The 24,950-nt window shown below is 64.8% G+C and carries 25 protein-coding genes; 9 read left to right on the top strand and 16 right to left on the bottom strand.

The genetic code is table 11. The annotated features are described in order from the left end of the window. Positions 1-1,010: 1,010 nt before the first annotated feature. From Q0030_RS16875 to Q0030_RS16860, 4 genes are all read right to left on the bottom strand, one after another. The gene (locus Q0030_RS16875) at positions 1,011-1,232 is read right to left on the bottom strand and encodes a hypothetical protein (protein ID WP_021078384.1); all 222 of its coding nucleotides are present in this window, start codon (positions 1,230-1,232) and stop codon (positions 1,011-1,013) included. Between the two features lie 20 nt (positions 1,233-1,252). Further along, positions 1,253-1,483, bottom strand: a complete 231-nt coding sequence (locus tag Q0030_RS16870; RefSeq protein WP_298369124.1) for a hypothetical protein — start codon at positions 1,481-1,483, stop codon at positions 1,253-1,255. A 189-nt stretch (positions 1,484-1,672) separates the two neighbouring features. Beyond that, positions 1,673-2,191 (bottom strand): MarR family winged helix-turn-helix transcriptional regulator, encoded by a 519-nt coding sequence (locus Q0030_RS16865; protein WP_018271925.1) that lies wholly within the window; start codon positions 2,189-2,191, stop codon positions 1,673-1,675. A 655-nt stretch (positions 2,192-2,846) separates the two neighbouring features. Further along, positions 2,847-3,308 (bottom strand): DUF6163 family protein, encoded by a 462-nt coding sequence (locus Q0030_RS16860; protein ID WP_050422596.1) that lies wholly within the window; start codon positions 3,306-3,308, stop codon positions 2,847-2,849. A 223-nt stretch (positions 3,309-3,531) separates the two neighbouring features. On the opposite strand from Q0030_RS16860, the gene hemB reads away from it, so the two are divergent. Further along, complete coding sequence (hemB, locus tag Q0030_RS16855; RefSeq protein WP_298369123.1) at positions 3,532-4,596, top strand: porphobilinogen synthase; 1,065 nt, start codon at positions 3,532-3,534, stop codon at positions 4,594-4,596. Here the strand turns inward: hemB and Q0030_RS16850 are convergent. Next, positions 4,580-5,239: a DUF6151 family protein gene (locus Q0030_RS16850; protein ID WP_298369122.1), complete on the bottom strand. Its 660-nt coding sequence runs from the start codon at positions 5,237-5,239 to the stop codon at positions 4,580-4,582. The genes hemB and Q0030_RS16850 overlap by 17 nt on opposite strands. A gap of 157 nt (positions 5,240-5,396) precedes the next feature. Between Q0030_RS16850 and Q0030_RS16845 the strand changes: the two genes are divergently transcribed. Beyond that, on the top strand, positions 5,397-5,954 hold the full coding sequence (locus tag Q0030_RS16845) for an RDD family protein (RefSeq protein ID WP_298369121.1): 558 nt from the start codon (positions 5,397-5,399) through the stop codon (positions 5,952-5,954). Positions 5,955-6,040: 86 nt separating this feature from the next. Beyond that, complete coding sequence (locus Q0030_RS16840; RefSeq protein WP_092114746.1) at positions 6,041-6,817, top strand: arginyltransferase; 777 nt, start codon at positions 6,041-6,043, stop codon at positions 6,815-6,817. Here the strand turns inward: Q0030_RS16840 and Q0030_RS16835 are convergent. Beyond that, complete coding sequence (locus tag Q0030_RS16835) at positions 6,814-8,187, bottom strand: Nramp family divalent metal transporter (RefSeq protein ID WP_298369114.1); 1,374 nt, start codon at positions 8,185-8,187, stop codon at positions 6,814-6,816. The genes Q0030_RS16840 and Q0030_RS16835 overlap by 4 nt on opposite strands. A 121-nt stretch (positions 8,188-8,308) precedes the next feature. On the opposite strand from Q0030_RS16835, the gene Q0030_RS16830 reads away from it, so the two are divergent. The 4 genes from Q0030_RS16830 to Q0030_RS16815 all read left to right on the top strand — a co-directional run bounded on the left by Q0030_RS16830 (position 8,309) and on the right by Q0030_RS16815 (position 13,238). After that, a complete protein-coding gene (locus Q0030_RS16830; protein WP_298369112.1) occupies positions 8,309-9,439 on the top strand; it encodes a PspA/IM30 family protein in 1,131 nt (376 codons plus the stop codon). Next, the gene (locus Q0030_RS16825) at positions 9,436-10,098 is read left to right on the top strand and encodes an OB-fold-containig protein (RefSeq protein ID WP_298369110.1); all 663 of its coding nucleotides are present in this window, start codon (positions 9,436-9,438) and stop codon (positions 10,096-10,098) included. Before Q0030_RS16830 ends, Q0030_RS16825 begins: the two co-directional genes overlap by 4 nt. Positions 10,099-10,101: 3 nt before the next feature. Beyond that, positions 10,102-11,853 (top strand): flotillin domain-containing protein, encoded by a 1,752-nt coding sequence (locus Q0030_RS16820; protein ID WP_298369107.1) that lies wholly within the window; start codon positions 10,102-10,104, stop codon positions 11,851-11,853. 143 nt (positions 11,854-11,996) lie between these two features. Further along, the gene (locus tag Q0030_RS16815) at positions 11,997-13,238 is read left to right on the top strand and encodes an MFS transporter (RefSeq protein WP_298369104.1); all 1,242 of its coding nucleotides are present in this window, start codon (positions 11,997-11,999) and stop codon (positions 13,236-13,238) included. A 108-nt stretch (positions 13,239-13,346) separates the two neighbouring features. On the opposite strand, the gene Q0030_RS16810 is transcribed toward Q0030_RS16815, so the two are convergent. Next, the gene (locus Q0030_RS16810) at positions 13,347-14,600 is read right to left on the bottom strand and encodes an adenylate/guanylate cyclase domain-containing protein (RefSeq protein WP_298369103.1); all 1,254 of its coding nucleotides are present in this window, start codon (positions 14,598-14,600) and stop codon (positions 13,347-13,349) included. A gap of 175 nt (positions 14,601-14,775) precedes the next feature. On the opposite strand from Q0030_RS16810, the gene Q0030_RS16805 reads away from it, so the two are divergent. After that, positions 14,776-14,967 carry a hypothetical protein gene (locus Q0030_RS16805; RefSeq protein ID WP_298369101.1) on the top strand — a complete coding sequence of 64 codons (192 nt, stop codon included), beginning with the start codon at positions 14,776-14,778 and terminating at the stop codon, positions 14,965-14,967. Here the strand turns inward: Q0030_RS16805 and Q0030_RS16800 are convergent, their stop codons facing one another. Next, entirely contained in the window at positions 14,968-15,846 is an 879-nt protein-coding gene (locus Q0030_RS16800; protein ID WP_298369553.1) for a DMT family transporter, read from the bottom strand. It lies immediately after the preceding gene. A 79-nt stretch (positions 15,847-15,925) separates the two neighbouring features. Here Q0030_RS16800 and Q0030_RS16795 point away from each other — a divergent pair, with 79 nt between their 5' ends. Next, positions 15,926-16,747 carry a helix-turn-helix domain-containing protein gene (locus Q0030_RS16795; protein WP_298369099.1) on the top strand — a complete coding sequence of 274 codons (822 nt, stop codon included), beginning with the start codon at positions 15,926-15,928 and terminating at the stop codon, positions 16,745-16,747. On the opposite strand, the gene Q0030_RS16790 is transcribed toward Q0030_RS16795, so the two are convergent. The 8 genes from Q0030_RS16790 to lepB form a co-directional block, all read right to left on the bottom strand. Further along, positions 16,738-17,541, bottom strand: a complete 804-nt coding sequence (locus tag Q0030_RS16790) for an N-acyl homoserine lactonase family protein (protein WP_298369551.1) — start codon at positions 17,539-17,541, stop codon at positions 16,738-16,740. The genes Q0030_RS16795 and Q0030_RS16790 overlap by 10 nt on opposite strands. A 151-nt stretch (positions 17,542-17,692) precedes the next feature. After that, positions 17,693-18,670, bottom strand: a complete 978-nt coding sequence (locus Q0030_RS16785; RefSeq protein ID WP_298369097.1) for a cation diffusion facilitator family transporter — start codon at positions 18,668-18,670, stop codon at positions 17,693-17,695. A 115-nt stretch (positions 18,671-18,785) separates the two neighbouring features. Beyond that, complete coding sequence (gene parC / locus Q0030_RS16780) at positions 18,786-21,041, bottom strand: DNA topoisomerase IV subunit A (protein WP_298369095.1); 2,256 nt, start codon at positions 21,039-21,041, stop codon at positions 18,786-18,788. A gap of 72 nt (positions 21,042-21,113) precedes the next feature. Continuing rightward, positions 21,114-21,863 carry a DNA repair protein RecO gene (gene recO, locus Q0030_RS16775; RefSeq protein ID WP_298369092.1) on the bottom strand — a complete coding sequence of 250 codons (750 nt, stop codon included), beginning with the start codon at positions 21,861-21,863 and terminating at the stop codon, positions 21,114-21,116. 141 nt (positions 21,864-22,004) lie between these two features. Further along, positions 22,005-22,385, bottom strand: coding sequence for a hypothetical protein (locus Q0030_RS16770; RefSeq protein WP_298369548.1), 381 nt, complete (start codon positions 22,383-22,385; stop codon positions 22,005-22,007). A gap of 45 nt (positions 22,386-22,430) precedes the next feature. Continuing rightward, a complete protein-coding gene (gene era, locus Q0030_RS16765) occupies positions 22,431-23,354 on the bottom strand; it encodes a GTPase Era (RefSeq protein ID WP_298369090.1) in 924 nt (307 codons plus the stop codon). Further along, entirely contained in the window at positions 23,347-24,168 is an 822-nt protein-coding gene (rnc, locus tag Q0030_RS16760) for a ribonuclease III (protein ID WP_050422613.1), read from the bottom strand. Before rnc ends, era begins: the two co-directional genes overlap by 8 nt. Then, a complete protein-coding gene (gene lepB, locus Q0030_RS16755) occupies positions 24,165-24,926 on the bottom strand; it encodes a signal peptidase I (protein ID WP_298369083.1) in 762 nt (253 codons plus the stop codon). Before lepB ends, rnc begins: the two co-directional genes overlap by 4 nt. Positions 24,927-24,950: the final 24 nt, after the last annotated feature.

Below are 24,950 nucleotides of genomic sequence, written 5' to 3'. Positions count from 1 at the left end.
GCGAAGCCTGCCGATATCAATGCGATCGTATCAACCGTCGCTTTGCCAGGAACCAGAACGGCAAGCACGGAGTTATCTCGTCATAGCCCGGGAGTTCGGAGAAAATTCCGTCCCGGCAAATTTCAGTTCGAAAAGCCAGGCCGCTTCATTCATTCGCGCTCGCATCGCGAAGGATGTGGCAGTGCACGCCGACCGCGCTCGTCATCGTAGCGCGCCGATAGCGGCCCATCCAGGAGGAGCGACGATGCAGGCGAACCACCACCACATCGACGGCGTGGAGGTTGCCTTTGTCTGCGCTGCGGCGGTGTCGCTTATGGCCCTGATCGCCAGCGTGGCGTGGCTTCTGCTGCGGTGAGCGATCGAATCGAAAAGGACCGTCACACGGGCGGTCCTTTTCTGCCAGTTGGAATAGATCGGTAAAAACTCAAAAGTTAAAAAATGCTCGGGTAAATAAAGGTCGTGCCGGCACAGTTGTATTACGACCATCCTGGCTTGCGATGAAATCCGGATCAGTACGGTGTTCAGACGGAACCAGGCGGGCGGGCGTTGTCCTACAAACTGAGCTGCAACTCATGTCGCGAGAATGCCAACGTATGACACGCAATTAGTGCAACACATTCGGTGTCGTCCCGGGCTTGACCCGGGACCCATAACCACAAATGCAAGTTGTTGCGCGACGCTGGGGCTGCAGCCCTCTTCAACAACACGCCCCTGTGGTTATGGGTCCATGCTTTCGCAGGGACGACGATCGTGGATAAGGGCGTTCACGCGGGCGATGACACCGAGTAGCTGTCTGACAATTGAATCTAACCGCGTCGTCCCGGGCGAGCGACTTGTCCGCCGTAGCTCAACGAGCGAAGGCGGAAGCTCGGCCCGGTACCCATAACCACCGACGGCGATCGTTGCGCGACGCTGGGGCCCCAGCCTGCCTCAACAACACAACCCAGTGGTTATGGGTCCCTGCTCCCGTGCGCAATTGCGCACCAGGCAGGGACGACAGACAAGTGCGCCTACAGCCCGGTGTACCCGGCCTTCACATGGTCGGTGCTGCCGTCTAGCTGGCGCAGATAGGTCAGCCCGCACACGGTCAATCGATGCGTATCGCGCTCACCCGCCTCGAACAGCGTCTGCACGTACTCTGTCACCTTCGCCCGTGCTTCGTCGCTTGCAGCGGACGTGCGGTTGAGCAGCAGATCATACGTCTGCATGATCCGATCGATCGCGGCTTCCATTGAAGTCTCCGGGTTGACGCTCAGGCGACCACCAGCGTCTCGGCCTCGAACTTCGCGATCGCCTTGTTGGCGAGGCGGAGTCGGTTCAGCTCACCACGCTGGAACAGCTTCACGATGATGCCGAGCAGGCGCTCATTGGTGGCGAAAGTGTCGGGAATGGTGCCGGATTTGCGCAGATAATTCGAGGCGATCGCGTAGGCGTCACCGACGACCTCGACGTTCAGCACCTCAATCCCGCGCTCGACCAGCATATCCCTGCCTCTCCGTTGGGAGACGGGATAAAGCGCAGGAAACGGCTTGGTTCCTCGCCGGGACCTATTTATTTTCGCAGGTGCAGCATGAAAAACGCATCGGCCGGGCATGACCGATGCGTTGACTGGAGGCAGGCTGCCGGTCTTCTCAAGCGGCCGGCTTGGCCCATCAGGCGAAAACAGGAAAGCTCAGAGGCGATACAGGATCTGGTCGGTCCAGAAGCGCTCGAGGCGGTGCAGCGATTTGTTGAGGCTCGCGAACTCCTCGTTCGAAATGCCACCGACCTGCTCGACCGTCTTGACGTGCTTCTGATAGAGCGCATCGACGATCTTGCGGACTTCCTGGCCCTGCGGGGTCAGACGGATGCGGACCGAGCGGCGATCGACGCGCGAGCGCTGATGATCGAGGAAGCCGAGCTCAACGAGCTTCTTCAGATTGTAGGAGACGTTGGAGCCGAGATAGTAGCCGCGGGTGCGCAGCTCGCCGGCGGTCAGTTCCTTGTCACCGATATTGTACAGGAGCAGCGCCTGCACCGAGTTGATGTCGGCGCGGCCACGACGATCGAATTCGTCCTTGATGACGTCGAGGAGCCGGCGATGCAGCCGCTCCACCAAAGTCAGGGCTTCGAGATAGAGCGGCTGCACCGGAGCTTGACCGGTAGCGCGATCAGCGGCATCCGCCGCCGTTGTCGCAACGGCTTTCATCATGACACTTCCCCTGTTTGTCGTTTTTATCGACTTTATTTCGACGAAACTTGTGTCCCGCCTGATAGGTCCAACGTAAGGGGGCCGTTTGAATATCCGCTTAAATAAGAGAATAAAGAGATCATGAATTTAAGACAGTGAATCGTGGATTAAGCCCATGGATCAAGGACTTTTCGCAACTCTTCATTGACGGTGGCAGGCCCTTGTTCACGCTTCGTGTGCCTCACCTGTCACATTCGGAAACAGCAGCGTCTGAATTCGAAACGGTGCCGTAACGGGTATGAGGGAACCCTTTACAGTGACCGATTGGTTACCGGAAAATTCTTCGAAAATTTTATGGGAGTGCATCGGAGCGGGACGCGCGTGGTGCGCGCAAGAGGCCCTCATTCGTCGCCGCGGCCAGATCGGTTCCGCCGTCGGCCCGCGCAAAGCCGGCCGGCACACGCGCCGAGATCCGGTGAAATGGGTCCCGACGGCAGGTCCCGCAGAGACGCGCCGCAAATGGTGCGTCTCGAAGGGGTGCGATCTGAGGCATCCACCTAGCAGAACCAGCGATGCTGTCTTCTCGTTGCGCGCACGACCGCCAAATATTGGCCGTCACCCGTCAGCTCCTCGCCGAGCTGTCGCAGCCAGGCAACAGTGCGCGAGCCATGCGGGGCTATGGCGGGCGTTCGCGCGCCGACATCCAGGCCAGCGCCAGATAGGCCGCGAGCATCACGGCCTCGAGCCCGACCACGGTGAGGCTGCCGCCATAGATTCCCGGAAACATCAGCTCGATGACGGCCATCGACACCACGGTGGTCAGCCAGACCACGGCGCCCCACGGCGTCGCGAGCCAGAGCCCGACTGCGGCGACGAGTTCGATGACTGCGAAATAGATCGTGGCCGTCTGCCAGGCCATCGACTGGTTCTCGAAGGCCTCCTCCTCGCCACCGACAAAGCCCGTCACCTGGGCCCAGTGATAGAGGCCCTTGGCGACCGAGACGACGGCCATGATGCGCAGGAAGATGACAAGGCGCCGCGTCCACGCATTGTCGTCCGGCTCGATCCGGTCGGACGAGATCGCGCTCACCGAGATGGCGTTATCCCGCGCCTGATCGCGTGCAGAGGTGTCAGACATCCGAATCGCCGCATGGCGGCTGCAAAATGGGGTTCATGGCGCAGTCTTGGCCCGCCGGGGACGCAAAATCAATTGCCGTTGCGGCAAATCAAGGGCACCAAAGGTGCAACAGGGGTGCAATAGCGGCGCAATGACGGCGCCCCTGACAGGTGCTAGAACCAGACTTATATCAGGTCCAGACTTTATCAGGTCCAGAACTGCCGTCCCTCGAGGAGAACAAGACATGGCGATCAAATTCGGGCGCCCGATCGAATTGCGCGACACGCCGCGGCGCCAAACGGATGCCCTCGCCTCCCCCTCGCTCGACCTTACGATCCGGATGCGCCGCAACCGCAAGTCGGAATGGGCCCGCCGGCTGGTGCGGGAGAACGTACTGACCACCGACGACCTGATCTGGCCGATGTTCGTGGTCGATGGCCACAACACCCGCACGCCGGTGGCCTCGATGCCCGGCGTCGATCGGCTCACCGTCGACCAGATCGTCCGCGACGCCGAACGCGCCGCAAAACTCAACATCCCCTGCATCGCGCTGTTTCCTTTCACCGAGCCCGCCCTGCGCGACGAGCAAGGCTCGGAGGCCCTCAACCCCGACAATCTGGTCTGCCAGGCGGTTCGCGCGATCAAGAAGGAGTTTCCCGATATCGGCGTGCTTTGCGACGTCGCGCTCGATCCCTTCACCAGCCACGGCCATGACGGGCTGATCGAAGGCGGCAAGATCCTCAACGACGAGACCGTCGCGGTGCTGGTGAAGCAGGCGCTGACCCAGGCCGAGGCCGGCTGCGACGTGATCGCGCCGTCCGACATGATGGATGGCCGGATCGGCGCGATCCGCGAGGCGCTCGACGACAGCGGCTTCGGCGACGTGCAGATCATGTCCTATGCAGCGAAATATGCTTCCGCGTTCTACGGCCCGTTCCGCGATGCGATCGGCTCGGCCAAGACGCTGACCGGCGACAAGCGCACCTATCAGATGGACAGCGCCAATTCCGACGAGGCGCTGCGCGAAGTCGAGCTCGACATCGCCGAGGGCGCCGACATGGTGATGGTGAAGCCGGGCATGCCCTATCTCGACATCGTCCGCCGCGTGAAGGACCATTTCGCGATGCCGACCTTCGTCTACCAGGTGTCGGGCGAATACGCGATGATCGCAGGCGCCGCCGCCAATGGCTGGATCGACGGCGAGCGCGCGATGATGGAGAGCCTGGTCGGCTTCAAGCGCGCCGGCGCCGACGGCATCCTCACCTATTTCGCGCCGAAGGCCGCCGAGAAGATCAAGGCGGAGAGCTGAGCTCCGTCTGGCCCGCGGCCGGCGCCGTCGGATGCGGGCCACACAGCGGACGCAGTGCGTCGCGTTGCTGTTGCGTCAGCACGGTCAGCGGATAGATCGGCTCGCCGGTCTCGCGCCTGAAGAACGGATGCGGCCACGCCTTTCCGCGCAGGCGCCAGCCCAGCACCTTGCCGATGGCGCGCGCGATCAGCGACAGGTTCAATCCGGTCGAGCCCTTCGGCGCCTCGCCAACCGCGTATTTCCCGAGGATCGCGCCGACCGATTTGCCGAATGCTTCATCGGCACGGTCCGCGCCGCCGTCGAACGCCGACGCGACAATTCCGACGAACGGGACCTGCGGCGTCAGCGTGTTGCCGACCGGGGTGTTGCAGCACGTCGCGTACCAGCGGAACAACCCCTTCGGCGTCAGCCGGACGCCTGCGATCTTGTCTTGCCCCTGCAAGAAGCTGAGCGACGACGGCGCGACCTGGACGATATCGGTGCCGCCGTGTGCATCGAGCAGATCGGCGCGGCCGAGTTGATGGAGAAACGCTTGGCAATCATCGCAATAACAGGTCACACGATTGGCCGATTTGGGTGACGGGTTCGAGACGACACCGAAGACCTCTCCGCACCTGCAGCGCAGCCCGATCCGTGTGCTCATGGGTTCCTCTCGGCTTGCCGGACGCAACATACACGTTCCGCGACCGCCGATGGCCGCCGAATCGCCGGAATATTTCGGCTAGTTAATGTTCGCGCGGACTTGGCAGGCGAGCCTCGTGCTCCCATGTCCTGCGCGGGAGTTTCATCGGAGGTTGGTCATGTCCTACGGCAATGACGGCGGCACCTGGCGCAATGAGGCCAGGCGCAACGACGGCGGCGTTCCCCCGCATGCGTTCGATCCGCTGATGCAGCCGGAACTGTTCCGCGGCGTGCTAACGCGGCGTGTCTTTGCGTTCCTGATCGACCTCTTCGTGCTGTCGGTGCCGGTGATCCTGGCGGTGATCTTCATCGCGATCTTCGGCATCGTCACGCTCGGCCTCGGCTGGGCATTGTTCTGGCTGGTGTCGCCGGCTTCGATCGTCTGGGCCATCGTCTACTACGGCGCCTCGATCGGCGGGCAGCATTCGGCCACCATTGGCATGCGCATGATGGATCTGGAACTGCGCACCTGGTACGGCGCACGCGGCTATTTCGTGCTCGGCGCCACCCACGCGGTGCTGTTCTGGGTGACGATCTCGTTCCTGTCGCCGCTGGTACTCCTGGTCGGGCTGCTCAACGGCCGCCGCCGGCTGCTGCACGACATCATCCTCGGAACCGTCATGATCAACAGCTCGGTCCGGACCCAGGTCACCCCGGCCGTGCGGGCCTCTTATTAGGCCCGCCTAAACCAATTGACCGTTAGCCTCCGGGGGGCGATGCTAACTCGGCTGCCTGTATTGTATGTGGAGCCCGACGATCAGACGTGACCCAACACTCGCGTGATACCCCCCAGTTCTATCTGACGGCGCCCTCCCCCTGCCCGTATCTGCCGGGCCGGCATGAGCGGAAGGTTTTCACGCACCTGGTCGGCGACAAAGCGGGCGATCTCAACGACTTGCTGACCCATGGCGGCTTCCGCCGCAGCCAGTCGATAGCCTACCGCCCGGCCTGCGACGCCTGCCGGGCCTGCGTCTCGGTCCGGGTGGTCGCCAACGAATTCCGCCCCTCCCGCAATTTCCGCAAGGTGCTGGCCCGCAACGCCGACATCATCGGCGAGCAGCGCACGGCGGTGCCGACCTCCGAGCAATACTCGGTCTTCCGCGCCTATCTCGACCGCCGCCACCGCAACGGCGGCATGGCCGACATGACCGTGCTCGACTATGCGATGATGGTCGAGGACAGCCATGTCGAGACCCGGATCATCGAGTACCGCAAGCGCAATGCCGACAGCGCCATCACCGGCCGCGGCGACGAGCTGATGGCGGTGGCGCTGACCGACGTGCTCAGCGACGGGCTGTCGATGGTCTATTCCTTCTTCGAGCCGGGGCTTGAGGCCCGCTCGCTCGGCACCTTCATGATCCTCGATCATATCGCCCGCGCCCGCCGACAGGGCCTGCCCTACGTCTATCTCGGCTATTGGATCGAGGGCTCCAAGAAGATGGACTACAAGGGCCGCTTCCTGCCGCAGCAGCGGCTCGCGCCATCGGGCTGGCTGCGCGTCGACGCGTCAGGTGAGGCGCTGGCCGAGCCGCAGGATTAGGTACCGAAGATCGTATCGATCAGCAGCTTCACGTTCAGGATCACGATCAGGCCGGCCACGATCCACGCCGCTATCGCAACGGGGCGCGAGATCGCGAACGCGCCCATCTTGCGCTTGTCGGACACGAAGCGCACCAGCGGGATCACCGCGAACGGCAGCTGCATCGACAGCACGACCTGGCTGAACACGAGCAGCTGCGCGGTGCCGCTCTCGCCATAGAGCGCCGCCACCACGATGACCGGAACGATCGCGATGCCGCGGGTTACCAGCCGCTGCAGCCAGTCGGGTAGCTTGAGGTCGAGAAAGCCCTGCATCACGATCTGGCCGGCCAGCGTCGCCGTCACCGTCGAGTTGAGGCCGGACGCCAGCAGCGCCACGGCAAACAGCGTCGAGGCGATGCCAAGGCCGAGCAGCGGCGACAGCAGCTCGAAGGCCTGGTCGATCTCGGCGACATCAGAGTGGCCGCTCTTGTGGAAGGTCGCAGCCGCCAGCACCAGGATCGCGGCGTTGACGAACAGCGCCAGCATCAGCGCGATAGTGGAGTCGGTGGTCGCCCATTTGATCGCATCGCGCCGCCCTTCCTCGGTGCGCGGATAGGCGCGGGTCTGCACGATCGATGAGTGCAGATAGAGGTTATGCGGCATCACGGTGGCGCCGATGATGCCGATCGCGATGTAGAGCATCTCCGGATTGGTGACGATCTCGCGCGAGGGCATGAAGCCGCCGATCACGCCGGCAATCGGCGGCGCGGCGGCGGTGATCTGGACCACAAAGCAGACCGCGATGACGATCAGCAGCGCAATCACGAAGGCCTCGAGGAAGCGGAAGCCGCGGTTCATCAGGAGCAGCAGCAGGAACGCATCGAGCGCCGCCAGCAGCGCGCCGCCGATCAAGGGAATGCCGAACAGCAGCTTCAGCGCGATCGCGGTGCCGATCACTTCGGCGAGGTCGCAGGCGATGATCGCGGCCTCGCAGGCGAGCCACAACAGCAAATTCACCGGCCGCGAATAGATCGCGCGGCAGGCCTGCGCCAGGTCGCGGTCGGTCGCGATGCCAAGCCGGGCCGAAAGCGCCTGCAGCAGGATCGCCATCAGGTTGGAGAGCAGGATGACCGACAGCAGCGTGTAGCCAAACTTCGATCCACCCGCGAGATCGGTCGCCCAATTGCCGGGGTCCATATAGCCGACCGAGACTAGGTAGCCCGGCCCGGCGAAGGCCAGCAGGCGCCGCCACCACACGCCTGCGCTCGGCACCGCAACAGTCGCGTTCACCTCGGGCAGGCTGCGCGTATGGCCGGCATCGCCCCGCCAGCCACCTGGCACGGTGTCGGCAACGGAAACGGGAGACATTTCAGGGGTACGAGCGTCCATCCCCGAAGGATGGCCGATCTCTCCCGTTATTGCAACTCATTTGCAACTGCATCTAGGTTCACGAAAATGATACCGGCCACCCACCTTGTAAAGTACTGAGGAAGTGCTTTACGTTAGAGGCATGATCAAGCTGCCCGTCGAGACGCCAACCGCAACGCTGCGCTACGCCCTCGCCCCCGACCCGTCGGGCATCGAGGCGATCGAGGCGACCTTTGCGGCCTATGACCGGATGATGGCGATCCTCGCCGAGGTCGCCCCCGTCGGCGCCAACCTCGTCTCGCTGCATGCCCAGGCTTACGAGAAGATCCGCAAGGAGACCGGCCTGCCCGCGCGGCTGGTGACGCTCGGCCTGCGCGACCGCGCCAACTACATCGCAGGCGCCGCCGTCCGCCGGATACCGCTCGACGACAAGTTGTTTGCGATCAAGGGTCCAACTTCACTGACCATTAGCACTGTCGGCGGACGCGTCTTGGTGCCGTTCGACGTGCCGGGATATGTCTCGGGCTGGGAAAGCCCCTTCCCGGCACATTTGATCTCGGATGGACGCGGCTACGAAATCCACATCGCCGTCAAATCGAAATCAGCACAACCGGAGGAGAAGACCATGCTTCACGAAGGCATCCTTGCGCGCATGGGCCGGCTTCTTGCCGCCATCGCGAGCCAGACCATCGACAACGTCGAGAGCAACAACAAGGTCGCGCTGGTCAAGCAGGCGATCCGCGAGATCGACGCCGGCGCCGACGAAGCGCGCTATGCGCTCGGCAAGTCTCGCGCCGAGGAATTCCGCTTGAAGAGGCGGCGCGAAGAACTGGATACCGAGACGACTGCTCTGAACGAGAAGATCCGTCTCGCACTTGCGGAAAATCGCGAGGATCTCGCGCGCGCCGGTGTCGCACGGCAAATTGACCTGGAGTCGCAGGTGATCGCGCTGGAACGCGCGATGGATTTCATCGAGCTCGAAATCGACGAGCAGACCAAGGCGCTGCAAGCCATGCTCGGCGCGCGCCGCGAAGCGGAGACGCGATTGGCCGATCTCGAACAAAGTCTGATCCGCGAGGCCAAGGACGAAACCAGCCGGGCCCCATCGACGACCAATACATTGAGTGCCGAACGCGCCATGGCGGCGATCGCCCGGGTCACCGGTGTTCCCGCTGCAAGCGTGCTCGGCGACAAGGAGCTTGACGAACTCGATCGCCTGCACCGTGAAAAGGAAATCGCGGCGCGGCTTGAAAGGATCAAGTCAGAAAAATGAGTGCAGTTGGCGACATTCTGCTCGCCCCGGACGTGCGGCCCTTCGCGGTCGCGGCTGCGATCATGGTGGCACTTGGCGGTATCGAGCTGCTGACCACCATGGTCGGACTTTCGATCAGCGAACTCGTCGGCAAGGATTTCGCGGTCGAGGCCGAGAGCCACAATGCTCTCAGTGGCCTGTTTCTCTGGATCAACGCCGGGCGGCTTCCCCTCCTGATCCTGATCATCCTGAGACTTGGCATATTCTCGATCGGAGGCTTCCTGCTTCAAGGACTGGCGCATGCCGCAGGCACCGCCATTCCGGTCTCGATTGCCGCGGTGGTTGCTGCCGCCGGCAGCGTCCCCGTGATCAGAAATGCGAGCCGCGGCCTCGCCCGCATCATTCCCCGCGACGAGAGCTATGCGGTCGACGACAGTGACTTTGTCGGCAAGGTCGCAACCGTGTCGGTCGGCCCGCTCGATCAGGGCCTGCCCGGCAGGGTCCGTCTCAAGGATGTCTTCGGCAACTGGCACACCGTGTCGGCGCGTGCCAGCGCGGAGTCCGAGGCGTTGCCGGTCGGCGCCAGCGTGTTGCTGGTCGACCGCGACGCCAAGAGCTTCATCGCGATCGCCGCTCCCGCCGACCTCATTGAACAGCAACAGTCTTCCAACAGGGCATAACATATGTGGGAACTTGCTATACCGGTCGCCATTGGCGTCCTCGCTATCCTCGTCATTGGCCTGCTTTTCGCAAAACTCTACAAGCGCTCGACGCGCGACGAGGCCTATGTCCGCACCGGCCTCGGCGGCCAGAAGGTGGTGCTCGACGGCGGCTCGCTCGTGCTGCCGATCTTCCACTCCACCGCCGCGGTGAACCTGAAGACGCTGCGGCTCGAGGTCGCGCGCGGCGGCCCCGACTCGCTGATCACCAAGGACCGCATGCGCGTCGACATCGGCGCCGAGTTCTATCTGCGCGTCAAACCCGACTCTTCGTCGATTGCGCTGGCGGCGCAGACGCTCGGCAACCGCACCAATGACGCCGCCGAGCTCCGCGAGCTGGTCGAGGCCAAGTTCGTCGACGGCCTGCGCTCGGTCGCCGCGACCATGAACCTCGAGGAGTTGCAGGAGCAGCGCGCGACCTTCGTCAAGGCGGTGCAGGACGCGGTCGGCGCCGACATCCAGAACAACGGCCTCGAGCTTGAATCAGTGTCGCTGACCCGGCTCGACCAGAGCGACATCAAGCACTTCAACCCGAGCAACTTCTTCGACGCGCACGGCCTCACCACGCTGACCAAGATCACCAAGGAGCGCGAACAGGAGCGCAACCAGATCGTCCGCACCACCGAGGTCAATATCGCCCAGCAGGATCTGGTGGCGCGGCAGACCACGCTGACGATCGAAAGCACCAAGCGCGAGGCCGAGCTGGCACAGCAGCGCGACATCGCCAACAAGACCGCCGCGATGCGCGCGCAGACCGCGCAGGTCGAACAGACCGCGTTGCAGAACGAGGCCGAGTATCGCATCCAGCAGGAGCTTGCGGTCGCCAACAAGCAGACCGAGGCCAACCAGGCCCGCGACACCCGCAAGATCGAGGCCGATCTCGCCGTGAAGCGCCGCACCACTGAAACCGACCGCGAGCTGCAGATCGTGGCGCAGGAGGCTGCGATCGCGGTTGCGACCAAGAGCAAGGAGCAGTCGGAAGCCCAGACCATCGCCGAGACCGCACGCGCACTCGCGATCGCAGCGGAGGAAAAGGTCACCACCGCCCGCGCCACGGAGGTCGCCGAGCGCGACAAGATCATCAATGTGATCGCGGCACGCAAGGTTGCCGAGACCAATGCGATGCCGATCACCGTGATGGCGGAGGCCGAGAAGCAGGCTGCGGCCAACAAGGCCGAGGCCACCAACGTGCTGGCGAAAGCCGACGCCAACGCAGCCACCACCCGCGCCGCCGGCGTCAAGGCGCTCGGCCAGGCCGAAGCGGAAGTCGCGACGTTGAAGGCGGAGGCGCGCAACAAGCTGAGCGCCGACATGATCGCCTACGATCTCAACCTCGCGCGGATCAACGTGATCCCGAGCGCGCTCGCCGAGGCGGTGAAGCCGATCGAGAAGATCTCCGACATCCGGATCTTCGACACCGGCAGCATGCTCGGCCGCGGCGGCGCCAACGGCCACGCTAACGGCAATGGCGGTCTTGGGCTCGGCGACGGCCTCGCCGCGCAGTTGCTGTCGGTCTCGGCGTTCAAGCCGATGATCGACAAGATCCTTTCGGAGGCAGGCTTCCCGGCCGGCCCCGACGCGCTCACCAGCCTGACCAGCGCGCTGGCGCAGCGCAAGACGGAGGTCTCCGCGGCGCCTGCAACCGGCGACGACAACCGACCGGCCACATTGGTCGGCACCATCACCGGCCAGCTCGCTACGGGACCCACACCGTGATGGTGTGACCGCGCTCCGCGATCAGTGACAAGGCCCGCCTCTCACGGCGGGCTTTGTTTTTGGCGTTGTCGGGAAACGGGTGGGATCGGGCGTCTTCCAACCACACACTATGGCCAGATCGAATATCCCTGAAGGATTCTGCCATGTCCGCCGATACGCCGCGCCTGCCCGCCACCTTCAATCGCCTGGCCTGGTCCAACCTCGCCGCGCAATCGGCCGAGCAGATTGCGCTTGCTGCCGCGCCTATCGTTGCCGTGCTGGTGCTCGGCGTCGGCGAAGGCCAGACCGGCCTGTTGCAGACCGCGCTGACGCTGCCCTTCATCCTGTTTGCGATTCCCGCCGGCTTGCTGGCCGACCGCGTGTCGCGGCGCTGGGTGATGGCGGGCTCCGAGGCGCTGCGCGCGGCGGCCCTTGCCGCGATCCTGCTGTTGCTGTGGTTCGGCGCGATGACCTTGCCGCTGCTCGCCTTGCTCGGCTTCATCGCGGTCTGCGGCACGGTTGCCTATAGCGTCGCAGCTCCTGCGCTGGTCCCCTCGCTGGTGACCTCGCAGCAATTGCCGGCCGCGAATGCCCGCATCGAACTTGCCCGCACGGTCGCTTTCGCCAGCGGCCCCGCGCTCGGCGGCGTGCTGGTCGGCTGGGTCGGTGCCGCGCCCGCATTCGGGTTTGCCGCGGCGCTGTCGGCGATCGCGGTTGTGCTGCTCGCCGGCATCTACGAGCCGGCGCGCCAGCCCGCCCCGCGGCGTCATCCGTTGCAGGACATCAAGGAAGGCGCAGCCTTCGTGATGCATCACGCCTTGCTGCGGCCGGTGTTCGTCACCCAGTTCATCTTTAACACCGCGTCCTTCCTGCTGCTCGCCGTGTTCGTGCCCTATGCGGTGCGCCATCTCGGGCTCAGCGCCACCGGTGTCGGTACGACGCTCGCGATGTACGGCGTCGGCATGGTGGTCGGCGCGCTGTTCGCAACCCGCGTGATGAAGCGGCTGGCGTTCGGCACCGTGATCGGGCTCGGCCCGGTCACCGGCCTCGTCGCCTCGCTCGTGATGGCACTGACGACCTGGATTGCGACGCCGCTGCTCGCGGGCCTCGGCTTCTTCCTGCTCGGCGTCGGTCCGATCCTGTGGGTGATCTCGACCACCACGCTGCGGCAGTCGGTGACGCCGCCCTCGCTGCTCGGCCGCGTCTCCGCGATCAACATCATGAGCTACGGCGCCCGCCCGCTCGGCTCCGCACTCGGCGCCGTCGTCGGTGGCCTCTACGGCGCCGAAGCCTGCCTCTACCTGGCAGCCGCGATCTTCGCCGCCCAGGCGCTGGTGATACTGATGTCGCCGGCCGTGTCGCTCAGGCGGCAGCCCGAGATGGTCGGCGAACCGGCGCGCTGCTAACCTCGCCCCTCAACGTCATTGCGAGCGAAGCGAAGCAATCCATTCCCCTCGCTTGTGGGGACATGGATTGCTTCGTCACTGTGCTCCTCGCAACGACGGTGAGAGAGGTCAGCCCGCCAGGTACCGCTCGTACTTGCCGCCGATGACCTCGTCGGCGGTAACGGCTGGATCCAGCGTGTAGAGATCCTGAGCATGGCTGATGCCGCGCAGGACAAAGCGGCCGGTGGAGACCAGATAGTTGCGGCCGGCGGCGTCGAGCCCGGTGCGGAAATCGGTCGAGGTCAGCAATTCGCGGTCGACCGAGGCGCACATCGAGGCGATCCGGCTGACTTCGTTGACGGCGGGCCCGACCACGGTGAAATCCAGTCGGTCCTCGCTGCCGATATTGCCGTAGAAGACCTCACCGACATGGAGGCCGACATAGGCCGTGGTGGTCGGCCGGTTCTCGTTCTCGCGGCGATCGTTCAGCACGCGCATGTTATGGCGGAATCTGTGCTCGGCGCGCAGCGCCGCGCGCCTGGAGTTTGCCATGTTCTCACCGGTGAACATCGCCAGCACGCCGTCGCCGATCAGTTTCAATACTTCACCGCCGGCATCATGGATCGCGTCGATCGAGGCCTGCGCGTAGTCGTTGAGGAACGGAATGATCTCGTCCGGGCCGATGCGCTCGCTGATCGCGGTCGAGCCGCGCACGTCGGAGTACCACAGCACGGCCTTGATCTTCTCGGTGATGCCGCGCTGCATGCGCCCGCGCAGCACCTGCTCCGCCGTCTCGCGGCCGAGATAGACCCGCCCGAGCGTGCGGGCGATCTCGACCTGGGCGGCCGATTTGATCGCGAGCCCGAGCACCGGCACGAGGTCGCGCAGCGCCGACATATGGTTCTCGTCGAAGCCGTCCGAACGGCGGGTGGTGTAGTAGGAGTAGAAGCAATCCATCTCGCCGATCGTGCCGGCCTCGCCGAAGCGGTGCACGAAGGCGGCGAAATGCTTGTGGCCCTTCTCGGCGAGGTCGCCGATCATCGAAAAATCGTGCGAGCCGGTGAGATCGATCACCATCTCGTCATGGCCGTTTTCGAGCATGTGATGGAACGCCGACCGCCGCCAGTTCTGGCTGGCCTCGCCGCTGCTGGTCGAGCCATATTCGAAGATGTCGGCCTCGTTGCTCTCGCCGTCGTTCCAGCGGAAGCCGCGGCCCTCGAAGATCGGGTGCAGGGTGTCGATGAAAACGATCGCCCGCGACAGCGGCATGCCGGCGGCCCGGCAGCGCTCGCAGAAGCCGCGAAGCAGGTCGTTTTCCGGCAGGCCAGTCAGACCCTGGCGGACCAGCCAACTCATGAGGCGCAAACGGGGCGTCAGTTCCATACGTGGGATTATGCCGGGCAATTGGTGCGGGAGGAAGGGCTGGTCGTCGCGTGACAGATGCGGACGCTCGTCCGGCATTGCAAGCCGTCCCGCCGCATCATTTTCGGGCGGAACGACGCCGCCGAATGGCGGCGATTCCGCTTCCCTTTGCCCCAGCCTTCGCGCACAAGAGCGCATGGACAACGATGACGGCCAGCCGAGCCCGATCCGACGCCTCATGCGATGGGCGATCACCCCGCCGCAATCCTATGGGGTCTATCTGGCCGGCATCATCCTGGTCTACGCCCTGTCGTTCTACGCCGGCACAATGAAGCCGAAGCACACGCCGGCCCCGCCTGTCGCCGCGCCGTCCGCCCCGCATAGTTGATCAGGCCGGCTTGGTCTCCGACGTCGCGATCCAGATTCCGGCGAAGACCGCGATCAGACCGACCACCAGATTGGCCGTGATCGGCTCGCCGACCAGCTGCTTCGCCAGCAGCCCGGCGGCGATCGGATTGACCGTCATGGTGTTGGCGACGCGGGTCGGCGAGGCGCGCTCGAGCGCCAGCACCCACAGGATGAAGGCCATCGCGCCGCCGGCCATCCCGAGATAGAGCCCCGCGATCCACTGCGATGGGCCGAATTCGCGCAGCGTCGCCAGGCTGCCGGTGAACATCCCGACCGCCACGAGCGCCGCCGCGCCCGCGCCCATGCCCACGGTGAGGAAACCGAGCGCACTGGAGCGGCGGATGAACGGTCGCGACAGCACGTTGTAGAACGCCATGCAGAGCACCGCGGCGGCCATGATCAATTCGCCGCGCCAGGCACCCGCCGGCGCCGCCGACAGCCCGGATGCGAGCGCGGCGGCCACGCCGAGCACCGCAATCGAAACCCCGGCCGATTTGCGCATCGTCAGCGGTTCGATGCCGAGCAAGGCACCGACCACCATGGTGGAGAGCGGCAACGTCGCCAGCGCAAGGCTGGCGCGCGCTGCCGTCGTGTACGACATCGCGATGTTGTAGAGCACGAAGAACACGCCGAAGAAGGCGATCCCGAGCCCCGCGACCGCAAGCAAATCCTCGCGCCGCGGCCACTTCGCGCGAAGCAGGACCGCGGCGGGAAGCACGCAGAGAAAGCCGATCGCCCAGCGCAGGATCGCAAGCGTGATCGGGTCGGCATTGCCTGCCAGGTAACGCGTGATCGCCGCCGCCGTGCCGCCGAGGCAGCTCGAGACCAGTGCAATCGCAACGCCGATCCACTCGCCCATCCCGGTCCCCATGCGTTTCGTGCTCGCTTGTGGCATCTTGCCCGGCCAGATCATTCCGGCAACTACCTGGTAGGTATTCATGTCGCAGCAGCGCGATTTTGCAGCCAGCCTGCGCTGGTGGCGGCAACGCAAGGGCCATTCGCAACTTGAGCTCGCCGGGCGCGCGGATATCTCGCAGCGCCATCTGAGCTTCCTCGAGCTCGGCCGCGCCGCACCGAGCCGCGACATGGTGATCCGGCTCGCTGCGGCGCTCGACGTGCCGTTGCGCCAGCAGAACGCGCTGCTGGTCGCGGCCGGCTTCGCGCCGGTGTGGCGGCAAACCGATCTTGCCGCGCCTGAACTCGCGCAGATCCGTCACGCGCTCGATTTCATATTGGCGCAGCAGGAGCCCTTCCCTGCGGTCGTGGTCGACCGACACTGGAATCTGCTGCTTGCCAATACAGGCGCCGGGCAGCTGGTGGAATTTCTGGTCGGGCCGCTGGCGCCCGGTACCGCGGTCAATCTCGCCGACGCGCTGGTCGCGCCCGGCGTGCTGCGGCCCTATCTCACCAACTGGACCGAGGTTGCAGGCTACTTCATCCGCAGCGTCGAGGCCGATGCCGCAGCGGACGGCACCAGCGCGACGGCCGACTTGCTCAAGCGCCTCTTGGCCTATGACGGCGTCGAGGCTGCGTTGGCCGCGCCGCCTGCGGGGCCCGCGTCCGGACCGGTGCTGCCGATGCTGTTTCGCAAGGGCGACGTCGGCCTGCAGCTGTTCACCACCATCGCGACACTGGGAACGCCGCAGGACGTCACCTTGCAGGAGCTGCGCATCGAGAGCTTCTTTCCAATGGACGATGCGACGGCGCAGATTTTTCGAGACTGGTCGAAAACGCGCGGTCGCGAAGCGGTTCAGTCATAGAAGTCCGGTGACAGCTTCAGCCCGTCGCGCTGGGCCTTGTCGTGGTTGATCCAGAGCTGCGCCTTCTCCCTGGTCAGCATGTCGGCGATCCTCTGCATCGAGGCCAGCGTCTGCTCCTTGCTGGCGTTCAGGCTCGGCACGCGCCGATTGTCCCAATTGTCCCTGAAGTGGACGGCATCGCCGGTCAGCACGACCGCGCCGGTCTTCGGCAACTTCACCAGCAGCGACTGGTGGCCGGGCGTGTGGCCCGGCGTCGACAGGATGGTGACGCTGCCGTCGCCGAACACGTCGCGATCACCCTCGAGTTTTGTCACCGGATGCTCCGCCTTGAAGCGCGGCGCGTTGTTGGTGCCAGGCCAGTCATACTCGGCCTTTTGCACATACAGCATCGCGGCCGGGAACAGCTCGACATTGCCGATGTGATCGGGATGGGTATGCGAGACGGCGATCGCCTTGATGTCCGACGGCTTCACTCCGAGCTGGTCGAGCTGCGCGGCCAAGGTCTTCGGCCGCCGCCAGGTGATGGCCTTGGGATCGGCAGGCGCAAGGCCGTTCGGCATCGCCGCCACCGCGTCGGGAATGCCGGTGTCCCACAGGAACCAGCCCTGCGCATGCTTGATCAGGTAGCAATTGTCGACAAAGTCCATCGACTTGCCTTCATTGACGCCGGGCGACCAGCGCGAAATGTCGCCCGCGACGCCTTCGCCACAGTTGAGGATGTAGAGCCGCTCGACGCCTGATTTCGCTGGCTGGGCGTCTGCGTACGGTGTCGCGCCCACGACCCAGAGCAACATTGCAAGACCGATAGCCTTCTTCACGTTGCCCTCCATTGATCGCGCCCGCTCGACGCGCGCGGCCGCAATGTGCCGTCTCATTGGCGGCCGTGGAAGACACGGACATCGGTCGGTCGATCAATTGAACGCGAGTGAATCTCGCCGCCGACGGCTAAACCATTTCCGCCGGCGCCAGCCGGCAGGTCTCGCTGCTGATCTCGACCTGCAGGGTCGCGTGGTGGATGCTGAACCGCTCCGACAGCTCGGCGCAGACGCGATGCAGGAAGACATCGTCATGTCCGCCGGGCCGCACCAGATGCGCGGTCAACGCCGTCTCGCTGGTGCTCATCGCCCAGATGTGCAGGTCGTGCACCTCGGTAACGCCCTCGAGCGCGCCGAGATAATCCCTCACCTGCTTGAGGTCGATCCCCCTCGGCACCGCGTCGAGCGCGAGGTTGACGCTGTCGCGAGCAAGCTCCCAGCCGCTCAGCAGCACCACCACGGCAATGACGAGGCTGATTGCCGGATCGAGCCAGTGCCAACCGGTCGCCATGATCAGCAGCGCGGCGATCACGACGCCGAACGAGACGCCGGCGTCCGCCGCCATGTGCAGATAGGCGCCGCGCACATTGAGGTCGCTGTCGCGGCCGCGCATGAACAGCAGCGCCGTGCCGCCATTGATCAGGATGCCGAGCGCCGCGACCCAGACCACGGTCCAGCTTGCGACCTCGGCCGGCTCGCGGAAGCGGTTGATCGCCTCGACCGCGATGCCGCCGACCGCGATCAACAGCAGCCCGGCATTGAACAGCGCCGCCAGGATCGAGGCACGGCGGTAGCCATAGGTGTGGGTGTCGGTCGGGCGCCTGCCGGCGAGCCACGCCCCGCCCCAGGCTAGCAGCAGCGCGATGACATCGGAGAGATTGTGAACGGCGTCGGAGACCAGCGCCAGCGAGTTGGCGGAGTAGCCGAAGATCAGCTCGGCGATGACGAAGGCGGTGTTCAGCGAGGCGCCGACCGCAAACGCCGTGCCGAAACTGTCGGGCGCGTGGCTGTGCCCGGCATGGGAATGCCCGGCGTGCGCGTGCCCGGCATGGGAATGTCCGTGAGAATGACCGCTGTGGTCATGGTCGTGGTCGTGATTGTGCGCCATGGCAACCGTCGCCCGATATCGTCGGCGACGGTTATAGCGCGGTGAAATGTGGATACTATCACACCGCGGCTGTCGAACGGCGGGTTACGGCTTGCGCCTAACCCGCCCTGCGCAACTACTCCACGCCGCGATTGAACTTGTTCGACTTCGGCAGGCCATGGGCGAGCCGGCCGGCATCGGCGCGGTTGCCGCGCCAGTCGGCCAGTTCCTTCAAGGTCATGCTGTGCTCACGGCCGGCGGAATCCTTCCAGGTCAGGCCGGCCTTGGAGTCGAACACCGCAACATCGGACAGCTCCGAGCTGCTGTATTTCTGCAGCCGAACGCCGCGGCCGCGCGCCATCTCCGGCACCTGGTCGAGACCGAACAGCACCATCTTGTGGTTGGTGCCGATCACCGCAACGGTGTCGCCGTTCACGGTCGTGATGGCACGGGCCTCGTTCGGCATCTCGACGTTGAGCACCTGCTTGCCCTTGCGGGTGTTGCCGACGCAGTCCTCTTCCTTGACGACGAAGCCTTGTCCCTCGCTGCTCGCGATCAGGAACTTGCGCTCGCCCTTGTTGACGAACAGCGAGATGATCGCAGCGTCCTGCTCGAGGTCGATGAACATGCGGATCGGCTCGCCATGGCCGCGGCCGCCCGGCAGCTTGGCGACGTCGAGCGAGTAGAACTTGCCGTTGGTGGCGAACAGCAACAGCTTCGAGGTGGTCTCGGCAAAGAACGAGTGCTCGAGCTTGTCGTCGGTCTTGAAGGCAAGCCCCGAGAGATCCTCGACGTGGCCCTTCAGCGTCCGCACCCAGCCCTTCTCGGAGATCACGACGGTGCAGGGCTCGCGCTCGACCAGCGCTTCCTCGATCGCGGCGAGGTCATGCTCGGGCGCATCGGCGAAGGTGGTGCGGCGCTTGCCGAGCGGCGTCTTCGGCCCGAAGATATCGCGGACCTTGCGGACCTGATCACTGACCTTGGCCCATTGCTCGGTCTCGGAGCCGAGCAGGCCCTCGATGCCCTTCAGCTCCTTGCGCAGATCCTTGTCCTCGGTGCGGATCTCCATCTCCTCCAGGCGGCGCAAATTGCGCAGGCGCATGTTGAGGATGGCATCGGCCTGGACGTCGGTGAGGTTGAAGGTCTTCATCAAGACCGGCTTCGGCTCGTCCTCGGTGCGGATGATCTTGATCACCTTGTCGAGGTTCAGATAGGCGACGAGGTGACCGCCCAGCACTTCCAGGCGGTGCTCGATCTGCGTCTTGCGGAAGTTGGAACGGCGGACCAGCACGTCGCGCAGATGGTCGAGCCATTCGCGCAGGCACTCGGCAAGGCCGACTACCTTCGGGATGCGGCCCTTGATCAGCACGTTCAGGTTCAGCGAGATCTTGCTTTCCAGCTCGGTCAGCCGGAACAGCGATTCCATCATCAGCGCCGGATCGACGGTGCGGGACTTCGGCTCGATCACGAGGCGAACGTCCTCGGCCGACTCGTCGCGGACGTCGGCAACCAGCGGCAGCTTCTTCTCGTTGATGAGTTCGGCGATCTTCTCGACGATCCGCGACTTCTGCACCAGCCACGGAATCTCGGTGACGACGATCACCCAGGTGCCCCGTGCGCCCTCCTCCTGGGTCCAGCGCGCGCGGGTGCGGAACGAGCCGCGCCCCGTGGTGTAGGCCTCGATGATCGCTTCCTTGGAATCGACGACAATGCCGCCGGTTGGGAAATCCGGGCCCTTGACCCACTTCAGCAACGCCTTCGACTTGGCGTCGGGCTTCTCGATCAGATGCAGCGCGGCATCGCAGAGTTCGGCGGCGTTGTGCGGCGGGATCGACGTCGCCATGCCGACTGCGATGCCTTGCGCGCCGTTGGCGAGCAGGTTCGGGAACCCGCCCGGCAGCACCACCGGCTCCTTCGACTGGCCGTCGTAATTGAGGCGGAACTCGACGCCGTCCTCGTCGATGCCGTCGAGCAGGAGCCGCGCGACTTCGGTCATGCGCGCTTCGGTGTAGCGGTAGGCGGCCGCGTTATCGCCGTCGATATTGCCGAAGTTGCCCTGGCCGTCGACCAGCGGGTAGCGCGAGGAGAAATCCTGCGCGAGGCGCACCATGGCGTCATAGATCGCCTGGTCGCCGTGCGGATGGAACGAGCCCATCACGTCGCCGACGATCTTGGCGGACTTCTTGAATGCCGCGCGCGGGTCGAGCCCAAGCAAATCCATGCCGTAGAGGATGCGGCGGTGCACCGGCTTCAGCCCGTCGCGGGCATCCGGCAGCGCACGATGCATGATGGTCGAGAGCGCGTAGGCGAGATAGCGCTCCTCGAGCGCATCACGCAGCGGCACCTCGTGAATTTCGGCCGGCTTTTCCGGCGGGGTCTGTCGTTTTCCCATGGGGAGGCGTTAAACCTTGGCAGTGAATCGGGCAAGCCGCGAATCACCGGGAATTTAGGGCCCGAATCGGCCTTACGGAACCGCTGTTCGGCTCCGCGGCCTGGTCACGGCGTTGATAAACCCGTCGCGGGCGTCGGAATGGCCCTGGCCACGGGGCTCCAGCACGTGGCGGAGCAGGAACAGGCCGGTGATCTGGAAACCGTCGCGCAGGTCCTGCTCCGACCAGCTGTTGGCGCCGCTCTCGCCTTCGCGCAGGAACGCCGGCAGCGGCAACAGGCGGTCGCGCCACGGCTCGCCGGCGGCGCGGGACACGGCACCGCCGGATTTCGGCGACACGTAGATCAGGTCGGTGGTCTCTCCGCTGGCCGCGCAGTTGTCGAGGTCGAGCCCGAAGCCGAGCTCGGTCAGCATGGCGAGCTCAAACCGGATCACGTGCACCGCGGCAACGCCCCTGTCCTCGAAATCGTCGAGCGTTCCCTGCAGCATCTCGTAGATGTCTTGATGCGGATCGCGCTCCGGCAATAGCCGCGCCAGCGCCGCCAGATGCGTCACGCCATAGACCGCGTGCGACGCGGCGAGCAGCGTCGCCGCCCGCAGCCGCGTGCCTTCCAGCGCGTACATGCCGAGATGCTCGTCGAGCCGCGCCCGCCACACCGCAGTGACGCTGTTGCCGGGCTGCAGCAGCGGCCGCATCCGCGAACTGGCGCCGCCGCGCACCAGGCCGAGATGACGGCCATGCTCGCGCGTCAAGAGCTCGACAATGGCGGAGGATTCGCCATGCCGCCGCACGCCCAGCACGATGCCTTCGTCGGTCCATTCCATGGTTGCAAAAGTATCATGTAGGGCGGATTAGCGTAGCGTAATCCGCCGATATCGCCAGGAAGTTACAGCGGTGGGTTACGCCGGAGCCTGTCATCGGGCCGCGCTGGCGCGGACCCGTTGGGCTAACCCACCCGACAAATCCTACGCGTTGAACCAGCCCTGCGCGTCGCCGGTGAAGGAGTAATACAGCCCGGCCGCGGTCAGGATGCAGGACACCACCTCGATGGCGCTGTCGAGCTCCAGGCCTTTTTCGCCGATCACCTGCACCAGCGAGATCACCGACAGCACCAGCATCGCGGCCAGCGCCCAGCGCGGCCAGTTCTTGCGGTGCTGCGCGGCCAGCCGGACGAAATACACCAGCAGCAGGATCATGCAGCCGGCGGTCAGCGTCTCGCCGGTGATCATCTGATCGGTCCTCACGTCGGTCGACGTGCGGTCCTGGAACGCCACCGACAACGCGTCGAGCGTCAGCGACAGATAGAGCAGCACCTCAAACCACAGCACATTCCTGGGCACGTTCATTGCTTTGGGCACGCTCATTGCTCTGGGCACGTTCAAGCGCCGGCTCTATTCCTTGGGGAAATCCAGTCCCATTTCCTTGTAACGGTCGGGATCGTCGCCCCAGTTCTCGCGTACCTTGACGAACAGGAACAGGTGCACGGGCACGCCCATGATCTCGGCGATCTCGGCACGCGCCTGCGCGCCGATCGACTTGATGGTGGCGCCGCCCTTGCCGAGCACGATCTTGCGCTGGCTCTCGCGCTCGACAAAGATCGTCTGCTCGATGCGGATCGACTTGTCCTTGCGGTCGGTCCAGCTGTCGGTCTCGACTGTCGACTGATACGGCAATTCCTGATGCAGATGGCTGTAGATCTTCTCGCGGGTGATCTCGGCCGCCAGATGCCGCATCGGCGCATCCGACATCTGGTCCTCGGGATAGAGGAACGGTCCCGCGGGCACCAGCTTGGCCAGCGCCCCGCGCAGGTCGTCAACGCCATCGCCCGACAGCGCCGAGATCATGAATGTGTGCTCGAAGCGCATCCGCTCGTTGGCGGCCTGCGCCAGCGCCAGCAGCTTCTCGCGCTGCACGAGGTCGACCTTGTTCAGCACCAGGATCTTCGGATGCGCAACGGTCTCGAGCTTGGCCAGGATCGCATTGGCCTCCTCGTCGATGCCCGACTTCGCATCGAGCAGCACACAGACGAGATCGGCGTCGTGGGCGCCGCTCCAGGCAGTCGACACCATGGCGCGGTCGAGCCGACGCCGCGGCGCGAAGATCCCGGGCGTGTCGACCAGGATGATCTGCGCGTTACCCTCGATCACGATGCCGCGGATCAGCGCGCGCGTGGTCTGAACCTTGCGCGAAACGATGGTGACCTTGGAGCCCACCAGCGCGTTGACCAGCGTCGACTTGCCGACATTGGGCGCACCGATCAGCGCGACGAAGCCGCAGCGCGTCGCGTCTCCCTGCCCTTTGGCTTCGTCAGTCATTGGTGCCGACGCCTTCACGCTCGATCATCGCGGATGCTGCTGCTTTCTCGGCCGCGCGCTTGTTGCCCCCGAGGCCCTCGGCGGAGGCCAGGCCCGGCAGGTCAACCGCAACGCGGAATTGTGGATCGTGGTGCGGGCCGGTGCGTTCGACCTCGCGATAGACCGGCGTCGGCAATCCCTTGCCTTGCGCCCATTCCTGCAAAACGGTCTTGGGATCGCGCAGCGGCCGGCGCAGTTTGTGCATCCGCTCGGTCCAGTTGCGCTCGACGAACTGGCGCGCGGCCTCGTAGCCGCCGTCGAGAAAGATCGCCCCGATCACCGCTTCGCAGATATCGCCGAGCACGGACTTGCGAAGCCGTGCGCCCTCGACCGCCTTCACCATGCCGAGCTTGATGTCCTCGAGCAACCCGAGCGACTTGGCGACATCGGCGCAGCTTTCCTTGCGCACGAGATCGGCGAGCCGCTTCGACAATTCGCCCTCATCGGCCTTCGGGAACGCCCGGAACAGCATGTCGGACACAATCAGCCCGAGCACGTGGTCGCCGAGGAATTCCAGCCGCTGGTAGCTGTCGGCGCGGTTGCGGGTGGCGGGCTTCAGCGCAGAGACGTGGGTGAACGCGGTGGTCAGCAGCGCGGCATCCGAGAACGTATACCCGATACGCGCCTCGGTGCCGGCGATCGCGGCCTTCTCTTCAGCCGCCTTGGCAGCCTTGCTGCGGCGCTTCTTCGGCGCGGCCGTGCTTTCGGCGGCAGGCGTTTGGCTCGGCTCGCCGGTCGGCGCTTGATCGTTGATGGCTGCGGTATCGTCGTTCATCGCACGATGGTGAATAGGCGATTCCACCGCACGGCGAACGGCCAGCGCCAGATCATCCAGGCCTGCTCGCCCTCGGCGATCGAGAAGAAGATCATCTGGGCCCGCCCGATGATGTTCTCGAACGGCACGTAGCCGACCTGCGACAGGAAGCGGCTGTCGGTGGAGTTGTCGCGGTTGTCGCCCATCATGAAGAAATGCCCGGGCGGAACGGTGTAGACGATGGTGTTGTCCATGTAGCTGTTGTCGGTGCAGTCGAGCGACTCATAGCTGACGCCGTTCGGCAGCGTTTCCTTCCAGCGCTTGACCCGGGCGGTCGCGTCCGCCGAGCCGCAGGGATCCTCGCCGACGAAATCGCTCAGCCGCTCGCGCTTGATCGGCTCATCGTTGATGTAGAGCAGCCCGTTCCGAACCTCGATGCGGTCGCCCGGCAGACCGATGACGCGCTTGATGTAGTCGGTGGAGTCGTCCCGCGGCAGGCGGAACACGACGATGTCGCCGCGGTTCGGCTCCGAGCCGAAGATGCGCCCTGAGAAAATGTTCGGCGAGAACGGGATCGAATAGTGGCTGTAGCCATAGGAATATTTCGAGACGAACAGGTAGTCGCCGACCAGCAGTGTCGCCTTCATCGAACCCGAGGGGATGTTGAACGGCTGGAACAGGAAGGTGCGGATGACGAGCGCGATCAGAAGGGCATGGATGACGACGCGGATGGTCTCGCCCAAGCCGCTCTCAGATTTGGTCCCGGTGGTCGCGCTCATTGCTTTCCCAATTCCCGCAGGCCC

The organism is uncultured Bradyrhizobium sp., from assembly GCF_947648125.1.
Classification (GTDB): Bacteria; Pseudomonadota; Alphaproteobacteria; order Rhizobiales; family Xanthobacteraceae; genus Bradyrhizobium.
Note: the sequence above shows the minus strand (reverse complement) of the source record. Positions and strands in the feature narration are given on the sequence as shown.